Raw genomic sequence first — 24,833 nt, 5'->3', positions numbered from 1 at the left:
GATTCCAGGAAGCGAATCAGTGCCCAGCAGCCGTTCAGGACAGTCGGGTCACGCCTGGCAGCTCGCACGCATAGATGGCGTTGCGCAGAGCGGCAATGGCTTCGTAGCGCGTGAAGCTGCGGCGCCACGCCAGCACCACGCGGCGCACGGGCGGCGGGCCACCGTCTTCCTCACGGATGGGCAGGTAGCGGATGTAGGTCTCGTCGCTCTTGCGGCGGCGCGACACCGTGAGCAACGCATCGCGCGGCACCGACAGGCGTGGCACCAGCGTCACCCCCATGCCGGCGGCCACCATGTGCTTGATGGTCTCCAGCGACGAGCCCTCAAACGACTTGCGGATGCCCTCGGCATTGCTCGCAAAGCGCGCGAACTCGGGGCACACCTCCAGCACATGGTCCCGGAAGCAATGGCCCGCCCCGAGCAGCAGCATGGTCTCGTTTTTCAGCTCGGCAGCCGTGACCGACTTCTTGGCCGCCAAGGGGTGCGTGCTGGGCACGGCCGCCATGAAGGGTTCGTCATACAGCGGCGCCATGGCCAGGCCGGTGTCGGGGAAAGGCTCGGCCAGGATGGCGCAGTCGATCTCGCCCGTGCGCAGCATCTCCAGCAGCTTGACGGTGAAGTTCTCCTGCAGCATCAGCGGCATCTGCGGGGTGCGCGTGATGGACTGGCGCACCAGCTCGGGCAGCAGATAGGGCCCGATGGTGTAGATCACGCCCAGCGTGAGCGGACCGGCCAGCGGGTCCTTGCCGCGCTTGGCGATTTCCTTGATGGCCGCCGCCTGCTCCAGCACGCTTTGCGCCTGGCGAACAATGTCCTCGCCCAGCGGGGTCACCGTGACTTCGCCCGCGCTGCGCTCGAACAGCTTCACGTCCAGCTCTTCTTCCAGCTTCTTGATGGCCACCGAGAGCGTGGGTTGCGACACATAGCAGGCGTCGGCCGCATGGCCAAAGTGCTTCTCGCGGGCCACCGCAACGATGTACTTGAGTTCGGTGAGGGTCATGGTGTGTTCCTGCGGGCCACGTCAGTGTCGTTCTGAGCGTCTCATGCCTTGAGATAGTCCGATTTTCCACCCAACCAGCGCGCCACGTGTTTGGCGGCCAATTCCGGGTAGCGGTCTAGCATCTGGGGGGCCAGTTCACGCGCCCATTCCAGCAGATGGGTATCGGTCGCCAGGTCGGCAAACCGCAGCAGCGCATCGCCCGACTGGCGGGCGCCCAGAAACTCGCCGGGGCCCCGGATCTCCAGGTCGCGCCGGGCGATCTCGAAGCCATCGTTGGTTTCGGCCATGGCGCGCAGGCGCTCCTTGGCGGTTTCGCCCACGCGGCCGCTGTCGTTGGTGGCGTACAGCAGCACACAGGCCGAGGCCGCCGCGCCGCGCCCCACGCGGCCGCGCAGCTGGTGCAATTGCGAGAGGCCAAAACGCTCGGCATGTTCAATGACCATGAGCGAGGCGTTGGGCACGTCCACGCCCACCTCGATCACCGTGGTGCTGACCAGCACGCCCATCTGGCCACTGGTGAAGAGCGCCATCACGGCCTTCTTCTCGGCGGTGGGCATACGCGAGTGCAGCAGGCCGACCATGCAGCCCGGCAAGGCCTCGCTCAGGTCGGCGTGTGTGGCGGTCGCGTTGGAGAGGTCCAGCGCCTCGCTCTCTTCGATCAGCGGGCACACCCAGTACACCTGCCGTCCGGCCTCCACCTGCGCGCCGATGCGCTCGATCACCTCGTCCTTGCGGCTGTCTGCAATCAGCTTGGTGACGATGGGCGTGCGGCCTGGCGGCAGCTCGTCGATGACCGACACATCCAGGTCCGCGTAGTAGCTCATGGCCAAAGTGCGCGGGATGGGCGTGGCGCTCATCATGAGCATGTGCGGCTCCATGCCGTGGGCCGCCAACTTTTGCCGCAAGGCCAGCCGCTGCGCCACGCCAAAGCGGTGTTGCTCGTCGATGATGGCCAGCGCCAGGTTCTTGAACTGCACCTGGTCCTGGATCACGGCGTGCGTGCCCACCACCAGCGCCGCCTCGCCGCTGGCCACCAGCGCCAGCATGGCGGTTCGGTCCTTCTTCTTTTGCCCGCCCACCAGCCAGGCCACCTTGCGGCCGTGTGCGGCCAGCAGCGGTTCGAGCCAGCCGATCATCTTGGCAAAGTGCTGCTCGGCCAGGATTTCGGTGGGTGCCATCAGCGCGCACTGCCAGCCCGCGTCCATGGCCAGGCAGGCGGCCAGGGCCGACACCACGGTTTTGCCCGAACCCACATCGCCCTGCAGTAATCGGTGCATGGGCACCTGGCGGGCCAGATCGGCCGCGATCTCTTCGCCCACGCGGCGCTGGGCCGCCGTCAGGTCAAACGGCAATACGCCCATCAACTGTTCGTGCAATGGCAAGGCGCCGTCGGCGCTGCGCCGGGGCCGCAGCACCGGCGCGCGCAGCATGTCGCGTTCACGCCGCGACTGCTGCTGCGACAGCTGCTGGGCCAGCAACTCCTCCGCCTTCAACCGCTGCCAGGCGGGGTGGCTCTGGTCCTCCAGCGTGGACAGCGCCACATCGGGCGTGGGATGGTGCAAAAAAGTGAGCGCCTCGCGCAAGCTGAACCTGCGCTGCAGGCCATTGGGGCCATAAACCCGGGCCATCGGTGGCTCTGTGCCGGGTGGCAGGGTGTCCGACAAATCCACCCGCGTCAGCGCACTGACGACGGCCCGGCGCAGGTAGGGTTGGGGCAGTCCGGCGGTGGTGGGGTAGACGGGCGTGAGAGCGGCGGGCAACTCGCCACCCGCCACGCGGAAGGCCGGGTGCAGCATCTGCCGCCCCCAGAAGCCGCCTTTGACCTCGCCCCGAATGCGCAGGCGCGCGCCCACGGCCAGGGTCTTCTGGTGCGACGGGTAGAAGCTGAAAAAGCGCAGCTCACAGCTGCCGGTGTCATCCTCTACCTGCACCAGCAGCTGGCGGCGGGGGCGCAGTTGCACCTCGCTGGCAGTGACCGTGGCCTCGATCTGTACCGTTTGCCCGTCGCGCGCGTTGGCCAGCGGGGTGATGCGGGTTTCATCCTCATAGCGCAAGGGCAGGTGCAGGGCCAGGTCGATATCGCGGCGCAGGCCCAGTTTTTGCAACGCCTTCTGCGCCACCGAGGCCGCACCCTGGCCACGCGCGGCCGGGACGGCGGAGCGCGCAGTGGGTTTGGCGGGAGCAGGGGCGGCAGCGGGCATGGAGAGCAATTTGCTAGGGAAAACGAGCGGAGATCGCAGCCTGAAAAGGCTACCATGGTTACCATTGCTAACGCCTGATCACGGCGTGTTTTCGAGTCCGGGGCCCCGTCATGCTCAAGCGCATTCACATCCAACACCTGACCCTGGGCATGTACCTGCACGAGTTTTGCGGCTCGTGGATGGAGCACCCCTTCTGGCGGGCCAAGTTCCTGCTCAAGGACCCCAAGGACCTCGCCCGCATCCAGGCCACCGCCATTCAGGAAATCTGGATCGATACCGACAAGGGCCTGGATGTGGCCGCAGGCACGGCGTCGATGTCGCGCGAAGAGGTGGATGCGCAGATCGAGACCGACTTCAGCCGCCTGGAGGACCTGCCCCCCATCAAGGTGACGCTGCCTTCACCCCCTCCTCCCCCCAAGCGGGACCGCCAACCGGCGGACATGCACAGCGAACTGAGGATGGCAGCCGCCATCTGCGTCAAGTCCAAGGAAGCGGTGGTCTCGATGTTCAACGAGGCCCGCATGGGCCGCGCAGTGGACTCGGCCAGTGCACAGAGCCTGGTGGAAGAAATCTCCGACTCCGTCACCCGCAACCCCGGCGCACTCATCAGCCTGGCGCGGCTGAAGACGGCCGACGACTACACCTACATGCATTCGGTGGCGGTGTGCGCACTCATGGTGGCCCTTGCCAAGCAGCTCAAGCTCAAGGACGACCAGCAGCGGCTCGCTGGCATGGCAGGCCTGCTGCACGACCTGGGCAAGGCGGCCATCCCGCTGGCAGTGCTCAACAAGCCCGGCAAGCTCACCGACCAGGAGTTCACCGTGGTGCGCAGCCATCCGGTGGAGGGCTACCACATGCTCAAGGAAGGCGGCAACGTGCCCGACGCCGTGCTGGACGCCTGCCTGCACCACCATGAAAAGGTGGACGGCTCGGGCTACCCCGACAAGCTGCAGGGCGAAGGCATCAGCGTGATCGCCCGCATGACGGCCATCTGCGACGTATACGACGCCATCACCTCCGACCGACCCTACAAGCGCGGCTGGGACCCGGCCGAGTCGCTGCGCCGCATGGCCGAGTGGACCAGGGACCACTTTGACGCACGCATCTTTCAGGCGTTTGTCAAAAGCATCGGCATCTACCCCGTGGGCTCGCTGGTGCGGCTGACCTCGGGCCGCATCGGCATCGTGACTGAACAATCGCCCACCGCGCTGACCACCCCCATCGTCAAGGTGTTTTTCTCGACCAAGTCCGACCTGCGCATTCCGCCCGAGGTGGTGAACCTGGCCGCCCCGGACTGCAACGAGAAGATCGTGGCACGCGAAGACCCCGAGAAGTGGCGCTTTCCCGACCTGGACGAGCTGTGGTCCGGCTTCTCCGACAAGGTCTGGTAGCCCATGCCTGCACTGATCATCACCCTGACGCTCAACCCCGCCCTCGACCTGGCGACCACCACCGACCACGTGGCCCCCACACACAAGCTGCGCTGCGGCCCGGTGCGACGGTTTGCGGGGGGCGGCGGCATCAACGTGGCGCGGGTGCTGCACCGCCTGGGCGCGGACGTGAGCGCGTGGGCACTGGCGGGCGGCGCGGCGGGCGCCCAGGTGCAGCAGTTGCTGGCCGGCGAGGGCGTGCCCACGCGGCTGCAGCGCATTGCGGGCGACACGCGCGAGAACTTTTCGGTGGTCGAGACCAGCACGGGCCAGGAGTTTCGGTTTGTGCTGCCCGGCCCCATGCTGCAGGTCAGCGAGTGGCAGGCCTGCCTGGATGCGCTGGCTACCTACACACCGCCACCCCGCTGGCTGATTGCCAGCGGCAGCCTGCCGCCTGGCACGCCGGACGACTTCTACGCCCAGCTGGCGCGCGCCGCATCCGGCCGGGGCGTGCGGGTGGCCGTCGACACCTCGGGGCCGCCGCTGGCGGCGGCATTGCAGGCCGGGGTGGCGCTGGTCAAACCCAGCCTGCGCGAGCTGCGCGACCTGTTGCAACAGCCCCTGGAACAGGCGGTCGACTGGTGCACTGCCGCCCAGTCGCTGGTGCGCAGCGGCGCCGCCGACACCGTGGCCCTGTCGGTGGGCGAGCAAGGCGCCGTGCTGGCCACGCGGGAGGGGGTATGGCAGGCGCCAGCGCTGAACGTGCCCGCTACGACCGGCACCACGGGCGCTGGGGACTGCTTTTTGGCCGCGCTGGTCTGGGCGCTGGACCGGGGCGATGCGCCTGCCGAGGCGCTGCGCTGGGGCGTGGCCGCAGGCGCTGCCGCCTTGCTGCATCCGGGCACCACCCTGGCCCAGGCCGATGACGTGCAACGGTTGGTGCACAGCGTACCGGCACCAGTGGCATTCACCACCTCGCCCTAGCACCGCGCCTGCAGGGGCTGCAGCCCCGTGGGACAATCGCGCCTTCCGCAATTTTTACCTTGGCACGGGCCCGTTCGGCCCTCAAGCACGATGACTGATCTTTCCTCCGGCGCAGCCAGCGCGCCCCACGCTCCCCGCGTGTTCACCCTCAGCGACTTCGACTTCTCGCTGCCCCCCGAACTCATTGCCCAGCACCCCGCGCCCGAGCGCAGCGCCTCGCGCCTGCTCGATGGCCGCGCCATGCAGCCGGTAGACCGCATCTTTCGCGAGCTGCCCGGACTGCTGCGCGAAGGCGACCTGCTGGTGTTCAACGACACGCGCGTGGTCAAGGCGCGCATCTTTGGCGAGAAGGCCAGCGGCGGCAAGCTGGAGTTGCTGATCGAACGCGTGCTGCCCGTCGAGGCTGGCAACCCGGGTAACGAAGTCGTGGCCCACATGAAGGTCAGCAAGAAGCCCCTGCCCGGCAGCGTGGTGCACATGGCCGGTGGCCGCAAGGCGGGCGGCTTTGACGCGCAGTTGCTGGGCCGCTGGCCCACCGAGGACGGCCCGCTGTTCCGCTTTGCGCTGCACGGCCCTGCAGGCGAATCGCCCTGGGAGCTGATGGACCGCCACGGCCACCTGCCGCTGCCGCCCTACATCGAGCGCCAGCAAAACACCGACCACGACCCCGACGAGGCCGAGGACAGCCAGCGCTACCAGACCGTGTTTGCCCGCAACCCCGGCGCCGTGGCCGCGCCCACGGCCGCGCTGCATTTTGACGAAGGCGTGCTGGCCGACCTGGCCGCACGCGGCATCGAACGCGCCAGCGTCACGTTGCACGTGGGCGCGGGCACCTTCCAACCCTGCAAGACCGAGAACCTGGCCGAGCACCAGATGCACAGCGAGTGGTACGAGATTCCGCTGGCCACGCTGGCCGCGCTGGAGCGCTGCCGCCAGCGCGGCGGCCGCGTGGTGGCCGTGGGCACCACCACCGTGCGCACACTCGAATCCTGGGCGAAGACGGGCCAGGCCTCTGGCGACACCAACATCTTCATCACACCGGGCTTTGCATTCCAGGTGGTGGATGTGCTGATCACCAACTTCCACCTGCCCAAGAGCACGCTGATGATGCTGGTGAGCGCGTTTGCGGGTTATGCCCACATCATGGGCCTGTACCGGCACGCCATTGCGCATCAGTACCGCTTCTTCAGTTATGGCGACGCCATGCTGCTGGAGCGTGCGCGCGGCACGCCGTGAGTTCCTCAGGCCCTGCGCCGTCGACCAGCCCTGCAGCCCGCCGGCGTGCGGCGCTGGCAGGCATCGCGCTGGCCGTGGTGGCCTGCGCGTTCTTTGCGCTGCTGGACACCGCGAGCAAGCTGGTCAGTGTGGGTGTGCCCATCGTAATGGCGCTGTGGATGCGCTATGTATTCCAGTCGCTGCTGACCACGGCCTTCGTGCTGCAGCGCGCGGGGCGCACGGCGCTGCGCACCACACAGCCCCGCTTCCAGGCCTTGCGCGGCGCGCTGTTCGCCATGACCAGCCTGTTCGGCTTCATCAGCCTCACGGCCCTGCCGCTGGCGGAGTTCACGGCCATCGTGGCCACGGTGCCGCTGTGTGTGACGGTGGTGGCGGCCCTGTGGCTGCACCAGCCGGTGAGCCCTTTGCGCTGGCTGCTGGTGGTGACGGGCCTGGCGGGCACGCTGGCCATCATCCGGCCCGGCGGTGAGGCCTTCACCTGGGCGCTGCTGTGGCCGCTGTGCATGCTGGCTGCGGGCACCGGCTACCAGGTGCTGAGCAGCAAGATGGCCGGGCACGAGAGCCCCGCTACCACGCAGCTCTACACCAGCTGGATCGCCACCGCGCTGGTGTCGCTGGGCGTGCCGTTCTTCTGGCAGCCGGTGAGCGACCCGTGGCTGTGGGCCGGCATGTTCACCATGGGCCTGTCGAGCGCGGTGGGCCACATGCTGTTGCTCAACGCCTATGCGCGCACCACGCCGGTGACGATTGCGCCGTTCCTGTATTCACAGATCGGGTTTGCGATGCTGGCGGGCTGGCTGGTGTACCGCCATGTGCCCGATGCGTGGTCGATGGCGGGCATCGCGGCCATCGTGCTCAGCGGCGCGGCCAGCGCCTGGCTGACCGTGCGCGAGACACGTTAAGAGCCGAAACAGCCGGTAGCGCTAGTGCAATATGCCTGAGCAGCTATATATTCAATAGCATCAAGCCCACCGCCTGGGCATGGATCAGAACGCCACCGCGTGCCCGTCCTTGCGCGGGTCGGAGCCCGCGATGTAGCTGTTGCCGTTCTTGAGCACCAGTTGGGCGCCGCCAAAGGCGAACACGCCGTTGCCCTCTTCCACCGTCACCTCGTGCCCGCGCGCGCGCAGCGCGGCGACCACGGCGGGGTCGAACCCTGGCTCCACCGCCACACCCTTGCCGCCGGTGATGCGCCAGCGCGGCGCATCGGCGGCTGCCTGCGGGTTCTGGCCGTAGCGCAGCACGCGCAGCGCCATCTGCGTGTGGCCCTGGCTCTGCATGGGGCCGCCCATCACGCCGAAAGCCATCTGCGGCGTGCCGTCGGCATGCATGGCAAAGGCCGGGATGATGGTGTGCGAGGGGCGCTTGCGCGGCGCCACCTGGTTGGCATGGCCCCGGATCAGGTTGAAGCCGTGGCCCCGGTTCTGCAGGCTGATGCCCGTGCCCGGCACCACCACGCCCGAGCCAAAGCCCATGTAGTTGGACTGGATGAACGAGACCATCATGCCCGACGCGTCGGCTGCCGCCAGGTACACCGTGCCGCCGGGGCGTGGCGCGCCATAGCCGGGGTCGCCAGCGCGCGTGGTGTCGATCAGCGCGGCGCGGCTGCGCAGGTAGTCGGGGTTCAGCAGCGCATCGGGCTTGACGTGCATGGCGTCGATGTCGGCGTTGTACTGGTGCAGGTCGGCAAACGCGAGCTTCATGGCCTCGATGCTGGCGTGCACGGTTTCCACGTCGTCCAGCGGGTGCTTGCCAATGCCATGCGCGTCGAGCATGCCCAGCGCCATCAGCGCCGCAATGCCCTGGCCGTTGGGCGGAATCTCATGGACCACCGAGTCGCCAAACCGCTGCTGGATGGTGCCCACCCAGTCGGCCTGGTGGGCGGCCAGGTCGGCCATCGTCATGGCGCCTCCGTTGGCTTGCGCATGGGCGGCGATGCGCTCGGCAATCACGCCCCGGTAGAAGGCCTCGCCCTCGGTTTCGGCAATCAGCTCCAGCGTGCGCGCATGGGCGTCACTGCGAAAGATTTCACCCGCCTGGGGCACGCGACCATTCGGCATGAAGCACTCGGCAAAACCGGGCTGCGTGCCCAGCTTGGCAGCGCCCAGCGCCCACAGGCGGGCGATGGTGGGCGACACCGGAAAGCCGTTGCGCGCGTAGTCGATGGCGGGCTGGGCCAGTTGTGCAAACGGCAGCTTGCCCAGGCGCTTGGACAAGGCCACCCAGGCCGACACGGCACCCGGCACGGTGACGGCGTTCCAGCCCGTTTCGGGAATGCCGCCCAGCTTCTCGAAGTATTCAGGCGTCCATGCCGCAGGCGAGCGGCCCGAAGCATTGAGGCCGTGCAGCTCCTTGCCATCCCACACGATGGCAAACCCGTCGCTGCCCAGGCCGCAGCCCGTGGGCTCCACCACCGTGAGCGCCATGGCAGCGGCAATGGCGGCGTCCACCGCGTTGCCACCCGCCAGCAGCATGCGAAGGCCCGCCTGCGCGGCCAGCGGCTGCGAGGTGGAGACCACATTGCGGCCCATGACCGCGCTGCGGTTGGAGGCGTAGGGAAGGGACCAGTCGAGAGAATTGGAATTCATAAAGCGTGTGTCTCCAAGGCCCATGTCCGGTGAGCCAGACACGGGTAGAACAGGCATGGCGCAGGCGAGAGACGCCGAGAAAGGGCCGCCCCGCACCGAGGGCGTCGTCCCCCTTGGGGGAAGGCGCCGAAGGCGACTCAGGGGGGTTAATCGATATTTATTTTGTGTTGGCGAATCACCGTCGCCCAGCGATTGCTATCGGCCTGCACCATGGCACCAAACTGCGCGGGCGTGCGCGGTGCGGCGGGCTCCACGCCCAGCTTGGCCAAGCTCTCGGCCACTTCGGGAGCCTGCACGGCTTTGGCAAAGGCCTTGTGCACCTTCTCCACCAGCGCGGGGGATGCCCCGGCAGGCAGGTACACACCAAACCAGGTCACCGACGAATAGCCGGGCAGGCCAGATTCGGCCAGCGTGGGCAGCTCAGGCGCCAGGGTGCTGCGCTTTTCGCTGGTCACGGCCAGCGCGCGCAGGCGGCCGGCCTTGGCGTGCGGCATGCCGGTGGGCAGCGAGTCAAACAGCACATGCGTCTGCCCGGCAATCAGGTCAGGGATGGCCAGGGCCGTGCCCTTGTAGGGGATGTGCGTCATCTCCACACCCGCCTGGGCGCTGAAGGCGGCCGTGTTCAGGTGCACGATGGTGCCGTTGCCGCTGGTGGCGTAGTTGAGCTTGCCGGGGTGGGCCTTGGCGTAGGCAATCAGTTCACCCACGGTCTTGACCGGCAGGCTGTTGGTGACCAGCAGCACGCTGGGTGCGTCGGCCACATGGGCCACCGGCGTGAAGTCCTTGCGCGGGTCATAAGCCAGCTTGGGCATGAGGTGGGGCGAGATGGCATGTGTGCTGCTCGTGGTCAGCAGCAGGGTGTAGCCGTCGGGTGCGGCCTTGGCCGCCTCGGCCGTGCCCAGGGTGCCGCCAGCGCCGGGCTTGTTGTCCACCACCAGTTGCTGCCCCAGGTCGGCCGCGACGCGCTGGGTAACGGTACGGGCCACCAGGTCGGTCGCGCCGCTGGCGGGGAAGGGCACGATCACCCGCACAGGGCGATCCGGCCAGTTGGCTTGTGCCTGCGCGGCAGATGCCAGCACCAGCAGGCCGGCCAGGCCCCAGACACCACGGCCCCAGGAAAGTAGACGCATACAGAGCACTCCCGCAAAGAAATCGGACACAACAGAGGATGGAACCATCTTAGGAAGCTGCGCCTTGCTTGACCACCAGCATTTCAGCAAGCTGCTTTGCCACCACGGCAAACCGGCGCATACTGAACACCTCCCTCTCCGCCCCTTCCTCCATGCGTCCCCACCTGCTGCAAGACACCACCCTGCGCTACTTTCTGGCCGTGGCGCAGAGTGGATCGCTCACCGAGGCTTCGGCCCGGCTGCATGTGGCCGCCTCGGCACTGAGCCGCCAGATCGCGGGGCTGGAAGCCCAGCTGGGCACGCCCCTCTTTGAGCGCCACCCGCGCGGCATGGTGCTGACGGCGGCGGGCGAGATCCTGGCGGTGCACGCGCGCCGCACGTTGCTGGACGCCGAGCGCGCGCTGGGCGAGATCGGCGCGCTGCAGGGCCTGCGTGCGGGGCAGGTGCGTCTGGCCACATCGGATGCGTTCGCGAACGAGCTGGTGCCGCGCCTGTGCGTGGAGTTCCAGCGCACGTACGCAGGGGTGCAGTTCAGCGTGATCGCCTTGCCCACCGCCCAGGTGCCCGACGCCGTGCGCAGCGGCGCAGCCGACATCGGCCTGTGCTTCAGCCGCGCACCGCACAAGGACATCGACGTGGCCTACCGCCAGAGCGCGCCGGTGCTGGCCCTGCTGCCCCCGGGCCACCCACTGGCCAGCGCAGGCAGCGTGACCCTGGCGCAGATGGCCGAGTACCCCCTCGCGCTGCCCCCGGCCGAAACCACGGTGCGCCAGATGATCGACATCGTCTGCAGCCGCCAGGGCCTGCAGCTCGAAGCCGTGCTCATCAGCAACCACGCCAAGACGGTGGTCAACTTTGTACAGCTGGGCGGCGGCCTGTCCGTAGCCAGCGAGATCGCCGTGCGCCACCTGGTGGCCGAAGGCGCCATCGTGGCCCTGCCCATCAGCGACCCTGGCATGGACCTGCGCGACATCGAACTCCAGACCCTGGCCGGGCGCAGCCTGCCGGTGGCGGCGCAGGCGTTTCTGGAACTGCTCAAGGAACAGCTGCCGGGCGAAGAGCCTGCTGACAATCGGTCCCCGGCGAGATCGTGAACAGGCGCTGAGGCACTCCGGTCACTGCGGCTGCCAGAGGTGGGCCAGCCGCATGAACCCGTGAGTGTGCGGGTCCTCCCGCGCGACGATGTGGTCTGCCTCGCCGGTGCGGGACAAGTCCACCACCCGCTGTTCGATGTGCGAGCCAGAGCGCAGCGAGAAGAACACGCGCACCCGGGGCGCCGTCAGGGCCTCGGGGTTGTGCTCCACCACCACGGCGAGCCTGTGCGAGGCCAGACGCACCAGCGACCCCACCGGGTAGATACCCACCACCCGCACAAAGGCGTGCAGGATCGACGGGTCGAAATGCCCCTCCCACTGCGCCATCCGCGCCAGGGCCATGGCCGGGTCCCAGGCGCTCTTGTAGGCCCGCTCGGAAGTCACCGCGTCATACACATCGCAGACCGCCGCCATGCGTGCCAGCAGGCTGATCTGTCCCTGTGGCAAGCCATGCGGGTAGCCGCTGCCGTCCATCTTTTCATGGTGGTGCAGACAGACGTCGATCACGGAGTCCGGTACCTGGCCACCACGGCGCAGGATCTCCACCCCGTGCTGCGGGTGCATCTGCATCACCCGGAACTCTTCGGGCGTGAGCTTGCCCGGCTTGTCCAGGATGTGGCCAGGCACCCGCAGCTTGCCCACGTCGTGCAGCAACCCGCACATGCCCGCCTCCCGCACCTGGTCGGGCGCCAAACCCAGTTGGCGCGCCAGCGCGATCATCAAGGTGCACACCGCCACGGAATGCGCGAAGGTGTAGTTGTCCTTGCTTTTGAGGCGCACCAGCCCGATCAGCGCTCCGGGCTGCGTCGCCACCGCCGCCGTCAGCTCATCCACGATGGCCAAGCTGTGGTCCAGGGATATCGCCTGCCCCGCACGGGCCTGGCAGAACAGCGCCCGGACCACCTCGCGCGCCTTCACTGCCAGCCGTTCGGCGCGGTGGGGCGGGGTCACCGCATCGCCCCGGGCCGGGATGTGGTGCTGCCGCGATGCAGCCTGCGTGGCAGGGGCGGCTGGCAGGTCCGCCGGGGTGTACGCACCGCCCTCGCGCACAGATGCAGCCCCGGCAGCCACATCCGCGCCGCGCGAGACATCGATCCAGCAATGCGCCACCCCACTGCTGCGCAGGGCCAGGACATCGTCCTCACCCTGCAGGGCAAACCGGCTGCGCCAGAAGGGATGGTCCATCCACGACGCATCCAGCGCGTGCACAAACATGCCTGGCAGGGCCTGATCGACCGGAATCCTTTTCAACACAGGGGCACCATCCATTGCGACCTACCTGGCATGGGGAACCCGGCGGGGTTCAGCCCATGCCACTCCCCACCTTGTTCAGTAACGCGTCCAGGCATCCCCATCGCCTGCCGAGGCCGCCTGTCGGGCGGTAGTACCGGCGCCCGGTACCGCCTTCTGTGCCGCGCGTGGCAGTGCAGGGGCCAGCCGCTGTGACGCCCCGGGCGCGGCAAGACCGGTCGCGGGGGCGGGTCGCTGCGCATCCGGCCCCAGGCGAAACACGGCCACCGCCTGCACCAGTTGCTGGGCCTGGCTGTTCAGGCTGTCTGCGGCGGCGGCCGCCTCTTCGACCAGGGCGGCGTTTTGCTGGGTCACCGTGTCCAGCTGGGTCACGGCTTCGTTGATCTGGCTGATGCCTGCAGTTTGCTCCTGCGTGGCGGTGGTGATGTCGCCAATCAGGTCGGCCACGCTGCGCACCTGGGCCACCAGGGTGTCCATCACCTGGCCGGCATCGTTGACCAGCTGGCTGCCTTTCTCGACCCGGCCCACGCTGTCCTCGATCAGGCCCTTGATCTCTTTCGCCGCCGCTGCGCTGCGCTGGGCCAGGCTGCGCACTTCGCTCGCCACCACGGCAAAACCACGGCCCTGCTCGCCTGCACGCGCCGCCTCCACCGCAGCGTTCAGCGCCAGGATGTTGGTCTGGAAAGCGATGCCGTCGATCACGCCGATGATGTCGGAGATGCGCTGGGACGATGTGTTGATCTCTGCCATCGTCGCCACCACCTGCCCCACCACGCGGCCGCCATCGTGGGCCGCCGCGCTGGCGCTGCGCGCAAGCTCGGCCGCCTGGCGCGACACGTCGGCACTGCTTTGCACGGTGCTGGTCAGCTCTTCCATCGAGGCCGCCGTCTCCTCCAGGTTGCTGGCCTGCTCCTCGGTGCGCTGGGACAGGTCGGCATTGCCCACCGAGATCTGACCGGCGCCCGTGGCAATGCTGTCGCTGGCCTCGCGCACCGTACCCACCACGCTGCGCAGCGAGCGCTGCATGTCGTGCATCGCAGCCACCACACTGCCCGCCCCGGCACGCGATGTATCGATGGGCAGAGACAGGTCCCCGGCAGCGATGGCATTGGCAGCCTGCGCCACAGCGGCCGGCTCGCCGCCCAGCGCGCGCGTGAGGCTGCGGGTGAGGGCCACGCCAATCGCGATCCCTACCAGGGCACCACCGGCCGTCAAGGAGATCAGCAGCACGCGGATGCGGCCGTAGATCGCGTCCGTCTCATCGTTGAGCGCCTTGGCGTCGCTGCGCTTGCGCTCGACCAGCTTGCCCAGCAGGTCGTCGGCCTTGTCGGCCAGGGTGCGCACTGCGCGCATCTTGTCGGTGGAGGCGCGCACGTTGGCCAGCTCCTCCTCCTTGAGCAAGGCCGCGACCTGGTCCAGCCCGGCTGCGTAATCGCGCAAGGCAGCGCCAGCGTCCCGTGCCAGGGCCTTGCCGCTGTCGGTGACGAAGTACTGGGCGGAGCGCTCCAGTTCGCTCTGTGCCTGCGACACGCTCTCGCCGGCAGCCTGCAATTGGGTGGCGCGCTCCTGCTCCGACACCGCCAGCAGCGCACTGCGCATGGCCCGCCCGGCGACGACAAGGTTGATGTTGGCTTCGGTGGCATGCAACATGCCAGCGATCTCGCGCTCATACATCAGCTGGGCCAGGTCATTGATCTGGGACGATTTCTGGACTCCGTTGATCCCGATCACCGCCCCCACGGCCGCGACGGCGAGAAACCCGCCAATCAGCTTGCTCCCTACCGAAAGCTTCTTGAACCATTCCACGACGTCATTTCCTTTGCTGTGTTCTTGTCGATGGCAAGACACCGTGGATGCTCCGCGCCACAGCCACCCGGCGGCGGCATGCGCCGCCGGGCCCGCAGACCTCCCCCCGACTCAGCGGGATTGTCCAAACACAGCCTGACTACCGTCTACACGATTCGCGCAGTTGTGTGCATGTTTAACGCAAAAGTAACCTCCAGGTGTTTATTTGGCAGCCATTGACCGCAAGGTCTGCTTGTACACTGCGCCACCCAGGAACTCGATGCAGAGCCCAAGGCTCACACCCGGCCACCTCTGGTTTTCTTCCCGCATTCAGCGGTATCGCGCTCTGAACCCAACGTCCGTCCCGTCCCCTTTGCTGTTCGGCAACGACCGTTGCGCCACCTTCTCCACCCCCGCAGCGTTCGGAGAATCGGTCCTGCCCCTGTGGCCCAAGCTCCAGGATTGCGATGCACAGCCACGGGACAAAGCCTTTGCGGGCCAGTCGGCCTCCGTGGTGCTGCCCGGCATATCCGCCATAGCCGCGTCGTTTACGTCGCTGCGTGTTGCGGTGGAAGACAACACGCGCGCCTCCGTGTCCTTCAAGCTGCAAGGCCACAACGAGTTGCGGGTGCAGAACCAGAAGCTGGAGCTGACCGGCCCCCGCTGCGTGTTCATTCCGGCGGGTTCTGGCCCCCAGGAAGCCGTCGGCCAGGGCCAGAACGTGCTCATGCTGCAACTGGACCCCCAGGGGCTGCACATGGCGGCGCGCGCATTGCGGGGTCTGGAAGCGGGGTGCCCGGTCGACCTGGACCATGGGCGGGTCCGCTTTCTGACTTCGCAGATGGGCCCTTCTCTGGAGGCCCTGGCGCGGCACATCGGGGCCACCATCCACCTGCACCTGGACCAGCCAGAGCTGCTGCACCGGCTGGGTTTTCAGGACTTTGTTTACCGCCAGCTGGTGCTGCTGTTCCGGCCGGACTGGCTGACTGCGGAGACCCGCCCACCCCGCCCGGGCAGCCTGCGCGAACGCGTGGCCGTGGACAAGGTGTGCGATGCGATGCTGGCCGAGCCCGGGGCTCGCTTCACCCTCAGCGAGCTGGCCCAGCTGGGCTGCCTGTCGGTCCGGGCGCTGCAATACGCGTTTCAGCACCGGTTTGGGCAGTCCCCCATGCAGTGGCTGCGCGACCAGCGGCTGGCGACCGCGCGCCAACACCTGCTTCAGGACAGCGCGGACAGCATCGCGCAGATTGCCATGGATTGCGGGTTTGCCAGCGCCAGCAGCTTTTCAGCGTTCTACCGTGAGCGCTATGGCGAGTCACCTGCCCAGACCCGCACGCGAAGGGTTTGAAAACCGAAAGGGCGGCCCATGACCCCTGGGGGCCGCCGTGCAAGGGCTCAGTAACCGTGCTGCGCGCGAAAATCCCGCGCCTTGCCAAAGTGCCCGTTGCCAATGAAGGGCACGGGCGGGCGCAGCGCCGATAACGGCGAGGGGTGGTTGGACGTGAGCACCAGGTGCCCCCGGTCTGCGGGAATCCACGCGCGCTTTCCCTGTGCGTGCGAGCCCCAGAGCATGAACACCACCGGACGCGGGCCCTCGGCCACGTGGCGGATGACGGTGTCAGTCAGCTCTTCCCAGCCCTTGCCCGCATGGCTGGCGGCCTGGCCCTCTTCCACCGTGAGGCAGGTGTTGAGCAGCAGCACGCCATTCTTTGCCCACTTGACCAGGCTCCCGCCGGGGTTCGGGAACGGGGGAAACGCCACCCCCAGGTCGCGCTGCATTTCCTTGAAGATGTTCTGCAGCGAGGGCGGCAGCCGCACGCCCGGCGCCACCGAAAATGCCAGACCCTCGGCCTGGCCCCGGCCGTGGTACGGGTCCTGCCCCAGGATGACCACGCGCACATCTTCGGGTGGCGTCAGGTCCAGCGCGCGCAACGGCTGGGGCGGAAAGATCGCAGCCCCGGCCTGCAGCCGCGCCTGCAAGTGAGCGAGCAACGCCTGCCCACGCGCGCCTGCAAAAAAGGCGTCCACCAAGGGCTGCCAGCCAGGGGCTACCGGCCAGTCGGCGGGTCGGGCCGTCTGGAGTTGCGTGGCGGGCATTTCAGAGGAATTCATGGCGAAATAGGCTGGTAGCGCTAGTTACACATGCTCCAGCAGCTATCAAAAACATAGTGATCGATCACTGTCAAGCGAACAGCTTGGCCAGCGCCAGGCCGGGGTCATCCGCCCGCATGAAGGCCTCGCCCACCAGAAAGGCGTGCACACCCGCGTCGCGCATGGTCTTCACATCGGCAGGCTTGAGGATGCCGGACTCGGTGACCAGCAAACGGTCCGCTGGCACATCCTTGAGCATGCCCAGGGTGGTATCCAGCGTGACTTCAAACGTGCGCAGGTTGCGGTTGTTGATGCCCACCAGTGGGGTCTTGAGCTTGAGCGCGCGCTCCAGCTCGGGGCGGTCGTGCACCTCCACCAGCACCGCCATGTCCAGGCTGCGGGCAATGGCCTCGAAATCAGCCATCTGCGCGTCATCCAGGCAGGCAGCGATCAGCAGGATGGCATCGGCGCCCATGGCGCGGGATTCGTAGATCTGGTACGCATCCACCATGAAGTCCTTGCGCAGCACCGGCAGCAGGGTGCTGGCGCGGGCCTGCTTCAGGTAGTCGGGCTGGCCCTGAAAGAACTGCCGGTCAGTCAGCACCGACAGGCAGGCCGCGCTGACCTTGCCATCGCCTTCCATATAGCTTTGCGCAATGTCAGCGGGCTCGAAGTCAGCGCGCAGCACGCCCTTGCTGGGGCTGGCTTTCTTGACCTCGGCAATCACCGCCGCCTGGCCCTTGGCGATCTTGGCCCGCAGCGCGCCTTCAAAGTCGCGCGTGAGCACGCGGCTCTCGGCATCGGCGCGCATGGCATCGAACGGCAGGCGCTTTTTGGCGGCGGCCACTTCTTCGTGCTTGACGGCCACGATCTTGTTGAGGATGTCACTACTCATGGTTGGCTGCCTTGTCGGTTTCGGTGGGCTCAGCGGAGCCCTGTTTCAGAATGCGGGTGAACACGCGGTGCATCACGACCCCGGCCACGATGAACAGGGCAGAGACGCCCAGTGCGATCCAGGTGCCCGGGTTGTGCCACATGGCTGGGTCAGGCCGCCGTATCAGACCGCTGTGGCCAGCGCATGCGTGCGCGTGACCACCTGCTCCAGCTTGGCCAGCGCGGCGCCGGAGGCAATCGCAGCGCGTGCCTTGGCAATGCCCGTCTGGATGGACTCGGCCACGTTGGCGGCGTACAGGGCCACGCCTGCATTCAGGCAGACGATGTCCTGCGCGGCACCGGGTTCGCCCTTGAGCACGCCGATCAGCATCTCACGCGACTGCTCGGGTGTTTCGACCTTGAGCGCCCGGTTGCTGGCCATCGGCAGGCCGAAGTCTTCAGGGTGGATCTCGTATTCGGTGATCTGGCCGTTCTTCAGCTCACCGACCAGCGTGGCGGCGCCCAGGCTCACTTCGTCCATGCCGTCACGGCCGTACACCACCAGCGCGTGTTCGGCGCCCAGGCGCTGCAGCGCGCGCACCTGGATACCGACGAGGTCGGGGTGGAACACGCCCATCAGGATGTTGGGAGCACCGGCCGGGTTGGTCAGCGGGCCCAGGATGTTGAAGATGGTGCGCACGCCCAGTTCCTTGCGCACCGGGGCCACGTTCTTCATGGCCGGGTGGTGGTTGGGCGCAAACATGAAGCCGATGCCCACTTCAGCGATGCACTGGGCGATCTGCTCGGGCTTCAGGTTGATGTGGATGCCCAGGGCCTCCATCACGTCGGCGCTGCCGCTTTTGCTCGACACACCGCGCCCGCCATGTTTGCTGACCTTGGCGCCTGAGGCGGCGGCCACGAACATCGAGCAGGTGGAGATGTTGAAGGTGTTGGCACCGTCGCCGCCCGTGCCCACGATGTCCACCATGTGGGTCGCGTCCTTGACGTGCACCTTGGTGCTGAACTCGCGCATCACCTGCGCGGCTGCGGTGATCTCGCCGATGGTTTCCTTCTTCACGCGCAGGCCGGTGATGATGGACGCGGTCATGACGGGCGAGAGTTCGCCGTTCATGATGAGCCGCATCAGGTGCAGCATCTCGTCGTGGAAGATTTCGCGGTGTTCGATGGTGCGCTGCAACGCTTCCTGGGGGGTAATGGGCATGGAATGTCTCCTGGTATTTATGCAGAGGGCTGGTCTGTGAAGGCCAGCTTGAGCCCGAAGCCGATGAACATGGCACCGGCCACGCGGTCCAGCCAGTGCATGCCGCGCTGGATCACCCCGGCGCGCCGTGCCATCCACGATGCCGCCAGCGCCCAGCCCACGTTGACGGGGATGGCGTTGAGGTTGAACAGCACGCCCAACAGCACGAAGGCCAGCGCCTTGTTGTCCGCGCCCGGCGCGATGAACTGCGGCACGAAGGCCAGGAAGAAGATCGCGACCTTGGGGTTGAGCACATTGGTCCAAAAGCCACCGAGGAACACCTTGCGCAGCGGTGTGTGCTGCGCACGGGCCGCCTGCGCCGCCGCCAGCGCTGCACTGTTGCCCCCATCGGCACCGGGCTTGGACAACAGCATGCGCACCCCCATCCACATCAGGTAGGCCGCGCCGACCCACTTGAGCATCGTGAATGCCGTGGCCGATGCGGCCAGCAGCGCGCCCACGCCCACGGCTGCCGCAAAGATGTGCACGAAACACCCGGCCGTGATGCCCAGGCCCGCCACGATGCCCGCGCGGGTGCCGGACTTGAGCGCGTTGGTCACGATGTAAAGCACATCGGGGCCTGGCGTGAGGTTGAGCAGCCAGCCTGCGGCGATAAACATCACCAGCTGGTGGGCGTCGATGAAGCTCATGCGCGCTGCTCCAGAAAGTTCTTGAGCATGGCGTGGCCATGTTCGGTGAGGATGCTTTCGGGGTGAAACTGCACGCCTTCGATCGCCAGCGTCTTGTGGCGTACGCCCATGATCTCGCCGTCCTCCGTCCAGGCCGTCACTTCCAGCACATCGGGGCAGGTGGAGCGCTCGATGGCGAGGGAGTGGTAGCGGTTGACGGTGAACTGCTCGGGTAGCCCCGCAAACACGCCCTTTTGCGTGGTGGTGATGACGCTGGTCTTGCCGTGCATCAGCTCCTGCGCGCGGATGATGTTGCCGCCGAAGGCCGCGCCAATGCTCTGGTGGCCCAGGCACACGCCCAGGATGGGCAGCTTGCCGGCAAAGTGCTTGATCGCTGCTACCGAGATACCCGCCTCTGCGGGCGAGCAAGGCCCGGGTGAAATCACCAGGCGGTCGAGCTGGCCCGCGTTGAGGCGCGCCTCGATCTCGGCCACGGTGATCTCGTCGTTGCGGAACACCTCGACCTCGGCGCCCAGTTCACCAAAGTACTGGACGATGTTGTAAGTGAAGCTGTCGTAGTTGTCGACCATCAAGAGTTTCATGCGGCGCTCCCGGCAAGGGCGGGCTCGCGCAGACGGGCGAACTCGCGGTGTTCATAGGCGATGCAGGCTTCCATGAGGCTGCGGTAGATGGCTTCCATCACGTCGGCGTCACCGCCTTCGGCCTGGGCGCGCTCGCGCACGCGGGCCACGATGGCCTCAATGCGCGCTTCATCGCGCACCTGTTCCACACCTTGCTTGATGCGGGCGGCCTGGGTCATGTAGCCCACGCGCTCTACCAGCAAGGGCACCAGGACGTCGTCCAGCGCGTTCACTTCGCGGCGCACGTCCTGCATGGTGGTGCAGGGTTTGACTCGGGTGATAGCGAGGGTCATTCCAGCCCCTCCTCGACCAGTTCGGCGGCGCGCAGCAGCGCACGGGCCTTGTGTTCGGTTTCTTTCCATTCCAGCTCGGGCACCGAGTCAGCCACCACACCGGCAGCCGCCTGCACGTAGAGCGTTCCGTTCTTGATGATGCCAGTGCGGATCGCAATCGCCACGTCCATGTCGCCCGCGTAGCTCAGGTAGCCGCAGGCGCCGCCGTACAGGCCGCGCTTGGTGGGTTCGAGCTGGTCGATGAGTTCCATGGCGTGCACCTTGGGCGCGCCGGTGAGTGTGCCGGCGGGGAAGGTGGCCTTGAGCACATCCATGCTGGTCATGCCGTCGTGCAGGATGCCTTCCACGTTGCTCACGATGTGCATCACATGGCTGTAGCGCTCAACTGCAAAGGCCTCGGTCACCTTCACGGTGCCGGTTTTGGCGATGCGGCCGATATCGTTGCGCGCCAGGTCGATCAGCATCACGTGCTCGGCACGTTCCTTGGGGTCGTTGATGAGTTCGACCTCGGTGGCCTTGTCCTTCTCGGGCGTGGCGCCACGCGGGCGGGTGCCCGCCAGGGGGCGGATGGTGACCTTGGTGCCTTCGTCGGTCTTCTCCTGGCGCACCAGGATCTCGGGGCTGGCGCCCACCACATGGAAGTCGCCAAAGTCGTAGAAGTACATGTACGGCGACGGGTTCAGCGAACGCAGCGCACGGTACAGCGACAGGGGCGACTCGGTGTAGCGCTTGTGGATGCGCTGGCCCACCTGCACCTGCATGAAGTCGCCTGCGGCAATCAGCTCCTTGGCGCGCTCCACGGCGGCCAAGTAGTCAGCCTTGGCAAAGTCGCGCTGGGCGGGGTGGCTTTCGGTGGCCTTGACCACGGGGGCGCTCACCGAATACTTGAGCTGCTCTTTCAGCTCGCGCAGGCGCTTCTTGGCCTTGGCGTACGCCTCCGGCTGGGCCGGGTCGGCGTAGACGATGAGGTACAGCTTGCCAGAGAGGTTGTCGATGACGGCCAGCTCCTCGCACTGCAACAGCAGGATGTCGGGGCAGCCCAGGGTGTCGGGCGGGCAGGTGGTCTCCAGCTTCTTTTCGATATAGCGCACCGCGTCGTAGCCGAAGTAACCGGCCAGGCCGCCACAAAAACGCGGCAGGCCGGGGCGCAAAGCCACTTTGAAACGCTTTTGGTAGGCCTCGATGAAATCGAGCGGGTTGCCTTGCGCGGTCTCGACCACCTGACCGTCGGTCACCACCTCGGTCCTGGCCTGGTCGCCAAAGCCGCTGGCGCGCAGCAGGGTGCGGGCGGGCAGGCCAATGAAGCTGTAGCGCCCGAAGCGCTCGCCGCCCACCACGGATTCGAGCAGGAAGCTGTGCTTGCCGCCGTCTTTGGTGTGCGCCAGCTTCAGATAGAGCGAGAGCGGAGTTTCCAGGTCCGCAAAGGCCTCGGCCATGAGCGGAATGCGGTTATAGCCTTCGCTGGCCAGGCTTTTGAATTCAAGTTCTGTGATCACGGGGAGGGCTCCCAGCTGTCGCAGCGCGTGTCCCTGTGCAATGGAAAAGGGGCGCTGCGGTCCATTCAATCGGCCTCACCGCATCCGGGTGGAGGCCACGGGTGCACGCTGGGGCTGCTGCCCAGGTGCCATCAGGCGTTCAAAGCGACAGGCTGACGCCAGGGCCAGGCTCCCCGGTCGCTGCAACCTGTGATGAACACGTGGTGAATGAACATGGGCCAAAGTGTAGCAAAGCTTTTTTAGCGGGCTGATTTGACAGATCTCACAGCGAGATCGCACAACCGCTCGAAAACCCTGTTGCGGCCCGACAGGAGCGCTGCAACAATTTGAAACGAACGACCGTTCTTTTTTAGGAGCTGCGCATGAAATTCCTGACGCGATGCGCTGTGATGGCGGGAGCTTGCCTGTTGGCAGCCAGTGCCATTGCCCAGCCCATTACCGTGGCCGACGTGAAATACGAAGAAACCGCCAGCCTGGGCGGCAGCACCCTGCAGCTCAACGGCGCAGGGGTGCGCTACAAGGCAGTGTTCAAGGTATACACGGCGGGGCTGTATCTTGAAAAGAAAGCCGGCACACCCGCCGACGTCATGGCCCAGAAGGGCCCCAAGCGCATGAGCATCACCATGCTGCGCGACATCGACTCCACCGAGCTGGGCAAGCTGTTCTCGCGCGGCATGGAGGACAACATGGACCGCGCGGCATTCTCCAAGCTCATTCCTGGCGTGCTCCGCATGAGCCAGATCTTCTCGGACCACAAGAAGCTGGTTGCGGGAGACCAGTTCCAGATCGACTGGATTCCGGGTACCGGCACCATCATCACCGTCAAGGGCAAGCCGCAGGGAGAGCCCTTCAAGGAACCCGAGTTCTTCAACGCGTTGCTGGGTATCTGGCTGGGCAATGCGCCAGCTGACTGGAAGCTCAAGGACGCGTTGCTGGGCAAGACCGCCCAGTCATCGTCCTAGTTGTCCTAGGGCAAACACCCACGCCCTCCCGGCAAAGGCTGTCGCGCGCCCGACAGACGCGCCCCCTACCCGGGAGTAGCCTGTGCCTCAGTCCCCGCTCCAGCCATTGCCCAACCTTTCCAGCCCTTTTTTGACAACGCGACAACCGGTCTCCCGCTGCGCACACCCGCAGCGCCCGAGGCCACGGCCTGAACCGAGCTTTGTGCGCTATCCGCGCCCCGCAACGAGCCGTCTGTAACGCCCCTTCTGCCCCCAGCCCCCTTACGCGCCAGACACCACCATGAAACTCAGCAACCTTTCCGTCGGCCTGCGCCTGGGCGCATCCTTCGGCGCCATTCTTCTCATCACGGCTCTCATTGCGGCCACAGGGATGTGGCGCATTGCCAGCCTGCAAAGTGCCAGCGAGCGCGTCGCCACGCAGGAGATCGAGCAGCAAACCCTTGTGGAGGACTGGGCGTCGGACATCCGTCTGAACTGGGTACGCACCGAGGCCTTCCTCAAGGCCATCGACCGCGACTACATGGACAAGCTCACCGCCGATACCCAGGCGACGGCGAAGGGCATGGAAGCCAAGGTCAAGCGCATTGAGGCACTGGTGCAAGGCGACCAGGCCAAGGGGCTTCTGGCAGCAATTGCGACGGCCCGGCAGGCCTACAACGACAAGCTCAACGAAATCCGGGAACTGCACCGCGGTGGCGAACCCAACGTGCCCGCCCTCGTGGACAAAGACCTGCGCCCGCTGGCCGACAAATACCTTCAATCCCTCGACGACCTGCGCAAAACCATGGCCGCCCAGCTGGCCGAAAGCCAGGCAGACACCTCCACCCTGGCCAAAGCCAGCCAGGTGCTGTTGGGCGTAGGCACGCTGGTGGCCGTCGCGCTCGGCGCATTGATGGGCCTGACCGTCACGCGCTCCATCGTGCGCCCCTTGCAGCAAGGCCAACAAGCCGCCGAAAGCATTGCAGATGGCGACCTGACCCACCCCATTACCACCAGTGGCAATGACGAAACCGGCCAGTTGCTGCAGGCACTGTCCACCATGCAATCGCGCCTGGCCACCATCGTGGGCAACGTGCGCAACAGCGCCGAGGGCGTGGCCACGGCCAGTGCCGAGATTGCATCAGGCAACAACGACCTGAGTGCCCGCACAGAACAGCAGGCCAGCGCACTGGAGGAAACCGCAGCCTCCATGGAAGAGCTGGGCTCCACCGTGCGCCAGAATGCCGACAACGCCCGCACCGCCAACCAGTTGGCCATGAGCGCCAGCACCGTGGCCGTGCAGGGCGGCGACGTTGTGGCCGAGGTGGTGGACACCATGAAGGGCATCAACGACAGCAGCCGCAAGATCGCCGACATCATCAGCGTGATCGATGGCATCGCCTTCCAGACCAACATCCTGGCGCTGAACGCGGCTGTGGAGGCCGCACGCGCGGGCGAACAGGGTCGGGGCTTTGCCGTGGTGGCGGGCGAGGTGCGCAGCCTGGCGCAACGCAGCGCCGAGGCCGCCAAGGAGATCAAGGGTCTGATTGGAACCAGTGTGGAACGCGTGGAGCGCGGCACGGCCCTGGTGGACAAGGCCGGCGCCACGATGACCGAAGTGGTCAGCGCGATTCGGCGTGTGACCGACATCATGGGCGAGATCAGCGCCGCCAGCAGCGAACAAAGCCAGGGCGTCTCACAGGTCGGAGAGGCCATCACGCAGATGGACCAGGCCACCCAGCAAAACGCCGCCCTGGTGGAACAAAGTGCGGCCGCCGCCGACAGCCTCAAGACCCAGGCCGGCCAGCTGGTGGACGCCGTGGCGGTGTTCCGCCTCTCAGACAACGCCACGCGCCCCAACAACACCGTGCCCACCCCCGTGCGCAGCAATCCCCCCGCGTCATCACGTCTGGATTACCGCAGCGTGGCGCCGCGCCAGCTGACCGCCTGAACAGGCAAGCTCTGCCAG

General features: G+C 66.8%; 22 protein-coding genes. 8 read left to right on the top strand and 14 right to left on the bottom strand.

Annotated features, from left to right (window positions below; translation table 11 throughout):
• Nucleotides 1-34 precede the first annotated feature (34 nt).
• Together CLU87_RS23040 and recG are read right to left on the bottom strand one after the other, a co-directional pair.
• The gene (locus CLU87_RS23040) at nucleotides 35-1,000 is read right to left on the bottom strand and encodes a LysR substrate-binding domain-containing protein (protein WP_056747872.1); all 966 of its coding nucleotides are present in this window, start codon (nucleotides 998-1,000) and stop codon (nucleotides 35-37) included.
• 41 nt (nucleotides 1,001-1,041) lie between these two features.
• A complete protein-coding gene (gene recG / locus CLU87_RS23035; protein ID WP_099731953.1) occupies nucleotides 1,042-3,201 on the bottom strand; it encodes an ATP-dependent DNA helicase RecG in 2,160 nt (719 codons plus the stop codon).
• Between the two features lie 110 nt (nucleotides 3,202-3,311).
• Between recG and CLU87_RS23030 the strand changes: the two genes are divergently transcribed.
• The 4 genes from CLU87_RS23030 to CLU87_RS23015 all read left to right on the top strand — a co-directional run bounded on the left by CLU87_RS23030 (nucleotide 3,312) and on the right by CLU87_RS23015 (nucleotide 7,693).
• Nucleotides 3,312-4,592 carry an HD-GYP domain-containing protein gene (locus CLU87_RS23030; RefSeq protein WP_099731952.1) on the top strand — a complete coding sequence of 427 codons (1,281 nt, stop codon included), beginning with the start codon at nucleotides 3,312-3,314 and terminating at the stop codon, nucleotides 4,590-4,592.
• Between the two features lie 3 nt (nucleotides 4,593-4,595).
• Complete coding sequence (locus CLU87_RS23025; protein ID WP_099731951.1) at nucleotides 4,596-5,555, top strand: 1-phosphofructokinase family hexose kinase; 960 nt, start codon at nucleotides 4,596-4,598, stop codon at nucleotides 5,553-5,555.
• Nucleotides 5,556-5,645: 90 nt separating this feature from the next.
• On the top strand, nucleotides 5,646-6,791 hold the full coding sequence (queA, locus tag CLU87_RS23020; protein WP_099731950.1) for a tRNA preQ1(34) S-adenosylmethionine ribosyltransferase-isomerase QueA: 1,146 nt from the start codon (nucleotides 5,646-5,648) through the stop codon (nucleotides 6,789-6,791).
• Nucleotides 6,788-7,693 (top strand): DMT family transporter, encoded by a 906-nt coding sequence (locus CLU87_RS23015; protein WP_099731949.1) that lies wholly within the window; start codon nucleotides 6,788-6,790, stop codon nucleotides 7,691-7,693. The genes queA and CLU87_RS23015 overlap by 4 nt, the downstream gene beginning before the upstream one ends.
• An 84-nt stretch (nucleotides 7,694-7,777) precedes the next feature.
• On the opposite strand, the gene CLU87_RS23010 is transcribed toward CLU87_RS23015, so the two are convergent.
• A complete protein-coding gene (locus CLU87_RS23010; protein WP_099731948.1) occupies nucleotides 7,778-9,379 on the bottom strand; it encodes a gamma-glutamyltransferase family protein in 1,602 nt (533 codons plus the stop codon).
• A 146-nt stretch (nucleotides 9,380-9,525) separates the two neighbouring features.
• Nucleotides 9,526-10,509 carry a tripartite tricarboxylate transporter substrate binding protein gene (locus CLU87_RS23005; RefSeq protein ID WP_099731947.1) on the bottom strand — a complete coding sequence of 328 codons (984 nt, stop codon included), beginning with the start codon at nucleotides 10,507-10,509 and terminating at the stop codon, nucleotides 9,526-9,528.
• A 152-nt stretch (nucleotides 10,510-10,661) separates the two neighbouring features.
• Between CLU87_RS23005 and CLU87_RS23000 the strand changes: the two genes are divergently transcribed.
• Complete coding sequence (locus CLU87_RS23000) at nucleotides 10,662-11,603, top strand: LysR family transcriptional regulator (RefSeq protein WP_099731946.1); 942 nt, start codon at nucleotides 10,662-10,664, stop codon at nucleotides 11,601-11,603.
• Nucleotides 11,604-11,624: 21 nt separating this feature from the next.
• Here the strand turns inward: CLU87_RS23000 and CLU87_RS22995 are convergent, their stop codons facing one another.
• Nucleotides 11,625-12,857, bottom strand: coding sequence for an HD-GYP domain-containing protein (locus CLU87_RS22995; RefSeq protein ID WP_099732323.1), 1,233 nt, complete (start codon nucleotides 12,855-12,857; stop codon nucleotides 11,625-11,627).
• A 75-nt stretch (nucleotides 12,858-12,932) separates the two neighbouring features.
• The gene (locus CLU87_RS23630; RefSeq protein ID WP_099731945.1) at nucleotides 12,933-14,660 is read right to left on the bottom strand and encodes a methyl-accepting chemotaxis protein; all 1,728 of its coding nucleotides are present in this window, start codon (nucleotides 14,658-14,660) and stop codon (nucleotides 12,933-12,935) included.
• 352 nt (nucleotides 14,661-15,012) lie between these two features.
• Here CLU87_RS23630 and CLU87_RS22985 point away from each other — a divergent pair, with 352 nt between their 5' ends.
• Nucleotides 15,013-15,987, top strand: coding sequence for a helix-turn-helix domain-containing protein (locus tag CLU87_RS22985; RefSeq protein WP_158236095.1), 975 nt, complete (start codon nucleotides 15,013-15,015; stop codon nucleotides 15,985-15,987).
• A 47-nt stretch (nucleotides 15,988-16,034) separates the two neighbouring features.
• Here CLU87_RS22985 and CLU87_RS22980 read toward each other — a convergent pair whose 3' ends face one another.
• The 8 genes from CLU87_RS22980 to trpE form a co-directional block, all read right to left on the bottom strand.
• Nucleotides 16,035-16,751, bottom strand: a complete 717-nt coding sequence (locus CLU87_RS22980) for a uracil-DNA glycosylase (RefSeq protein ID WP_099731943.1) — start codon at nucleotides 16,749-16,751, stop codon at nucleotides 16,035-16,037.
• A 70-nt stretch (nucleotides 16,752-16,821) separates the two neighbouring features.
• Complete coding sequence (gene trpC / locus CLU87_RS22975) at nucleotides 16,822-17,625, bottom strand: indole-3-glycerol phosphate synthase TrpC (protein ID WP_099731942.1); 804 nt, start codon at nucleotides 17,623-17,625, stop codon at nucleotides 16,822-16,824.
• On the bottom strand, nucleotides 17,618-17,767 hold the full coding sequence (locus CLU87_RS23390; protein ID WP_199170866.1) for a hypothetical protein: 150 nt from the start codon (nucleotides 17,765-17,767) through the stop codon (nucleotides 17,618-17,620). The genes trpC and CLU87_RS23390 overlap by 8 nt, the downstream gene beginning before the upstream one ends.
• A 20-nt stretch (nucleotides 17,768-17,787) precedes the next feature.
• A complete protein-coding gene (trpD, locus tag CLU87_RS22970; RefSeq protein WP_099731941.1) occupies nucleotides 17,788-18,825 on the bottom strand; it encodes an anthranilate phosphoribosyltransferase in 1,038 nt (345 codons plus the stop codon).
• 17 nt (nucleotides 18,826-18,842) lie between these two features.
• Nucleotides 18,843-19,514, bottom strand: a complete 672-nt coding sequence (locus tag CLU87_RS22965; RefSeq protein WP_099731940.1) for a LysE family translocator — start codon at nucleotides 19,512-19,514, stop codon at nucleotides 18,843-18,845.
• A complete protein-coding gene (locus CLU87_RS22960; protein WP_099731939.1) occupies nucleotides 19,511-20,095 on the bottom strand; it encodes an aminodeoxychorismate/anthranilate synthase component II in 585 nt (194 codons plus the stop codon). Before CLU87_RS22960 ends, CLU87_RS22965 begins: the two co-directional genes overlap by 4 nt.
• On the bottom strand, nucleotides 20,092-20,427 hold the full coding sequence (locus tag CLU87_RS22955; RefSeq protein ID WP_056065295.1) for a chorismate mutase: 336 nt from the start codon (nucleotides 20,425-20,427) through the stop codon (nucleotides 20,092-20,094). Before CLU87_RS22955 ends, CLU87_RS22960 begins: the two co-directional genes overlap by 4 nt.
• Entirely contained in the window at nucleotides 20,424-21,923 is a 1,500-nt protein-coding gene (gene trpE / locus CLU87_RS22950) for an anthranilate synthase component I (protein WP_099732322.1), read from the bottom strand. The genes CLU87_RS22955 and trpE overlap by 4 nt, the downstream gene beginning before the upstream one ends.
• A 362-nt stretch (nucleotides 21,924-22,285) precedes the next feature.
• On the opposite strand from trpE, the gene CLU87_RS22945 reads away from it, so the two are divergent.
• Both CLU87_RS22945 and CLU87_RS22940 read left to right on the top strand, forming a co-directional pair.
• Nucleotides 22,286-22,885 (top strand): chalcone isomerase family protein, encoded by a 600-nt coding sequence (locus tag CLU87_RS22945; protein WP_099731938.1) that lies wholly within the window; start codon nucleotides 22,286-22,288, stop codon nucleotides 22,883-22,885.
• 280 nt (nucleotides 22,886-23,165) lie between these two features.
• Nucleotides 23,166-24,815: a methyl-accepting chemotaxis protein gene (locus CLU87_RS22940; protein ID WP_099731937.1), complete on the top strand. Its 1,650-nt coding sequence runs from the start codon at nucleotides 23,166-23,168 to the stop codon at nucleotides 24,813-24,815.
• Nucleotides 24,816-24,833: the final 18 nt, after the last annotated feature.

This window comes from Acidovorax sp. 59, assembly GCF_002754175.1.
GTDB lineage: Bacteria > Pseudomonadota > Gammaproteobacteria > Burkholderiales > Burkholderiaceae_C > Acidovorax > Acidovorax delafieldii.
Note: the sequence above shows the minus strand (reverse complement) of the source record. Positions and strands in the feature narration are given on the sequence as shown.

Excerpts from the sequence above, each read along its gene's own strand:
- CLU87_RS23040 (WP_056747872.1), bottom strand. The coding sequence starts at position 1,000 with ATGACCCTCACCGAACTCAAGTACATCGTTGCGGTGGCCCGCGAGAAG.
- recG (WP_099731953.1), bottom strand. The coding sequence starts at position 3,201 with ATGCCCGCTGCCGCCCCTGCTCCCGCCAAACCCACTGCGCGCTCCGCC.
- CLU87_RS23030 (WP_099731952.1), top strand. The coding sequence starts at position 3,312 with ATGCTCAAGCGCATTCACATCCAACACCTGACCCTGGGCATGTACCTG.
- CLU87_RS23025 (WP_099731951.1), top strand. The coding sequence starts at position 4,596 with ATGCCTGCACTGATCATCACCCTGACGCTCAACCCCGCCCTCGACCTG.
- queA (WP_099731950.1), top strand. The coding sequence starts at position 5,646 with ATGACTGATCTTTCCTCCGGCGCAGCCAGCGCGCCCCACGCTCCCCGC.
- CLU87_RS23010 (WP_099731948.1), bottom strand. The coding sequence starts at position 9,379 with ATGAATTCCAATTCTCTCGACTGGTCCCTTCCCTACGCCTCCAACCGC.
- CLU87_RS23005 (WP_099731947.1), bottom strand. The coding sequence starts at position 10,509 with ATGCGTCTACTTTCCTGGGGCCGTGGTGTCTGGGGCCTGGCCGGCCTG.
- CLU87_RS23000 (WP_099731946.1), top strand. The coding sequence starts at position 10,662 with ATGCGTCCCCACCTGCTGCAAGACACCACCCTGCGCTACTTTCTGGCC.
- CLU87_RS22980 (WP_099731943.1), bottom strand. The coding sequence starts at position 16,751 with ATGAATTCCTCTGAAATGCCCGCCACGCAACTCCAGACGGCCCGACCC.
- trpC (WP_099731942.1), bottom strand. The coding sequence starts at position 17,625 with ATGAGTAGTGACATCCTCAACAAGATCGTGGCCGTCAAGCACGAAGAA.
- CLU87_RS23390 (WP_199170866.1), bottom strand. The coding sequence starts at position 17,767 with ATGTGGCACAACCCGGGCACCTGGATCGCACTGGGCGTCTCTGCCCTG.
- trpD (WP_099731941.1), bottom strand. The coding sequence starts at position 18,825 with ATGCCCATTACCCCCCAGGAAGCGTTGCAGCGCACCATCGAACACCGC.
- CLU87_RS22965 (WP_099731940.1), bottom strand. The coding sequence starts at position 19,514 with ATGAGCTTCATCGACGCCCACCAGCTGGTGATGTTTATCGCCGCAGGC.
- CLU87_RS22960 (WP_099731939.1), bottom strand. The coding sequence starts at position 20,095 with ATGAAACTCTTGATGGTCGACAACTACGACAGCTTCACTTACAACATC.
- CLU87_RS22955 (WP_056065295.1), bottom strand. The coding sequence starts at position 20,427 with ATGACCCTCGCTATCACCCGAGTCAAACCCTGCACCACCATGCAGGAC.
- CLU87_RS22945 (WP_099731938.1), top strand. The coding sequence starts at position 22,286 with ATGAAATTCCTGACGCGATGCGCTGTGATGGCGGGAGCTTGCCTGTTG.
- CLU87_RS22940 (WP_099731937.1), top strand. The coding sequence starts at position 23,166 with ATGAAACTCAGCAACCTTTCCGTCGGCCTGCGCCTGGGCGCATCCTTC.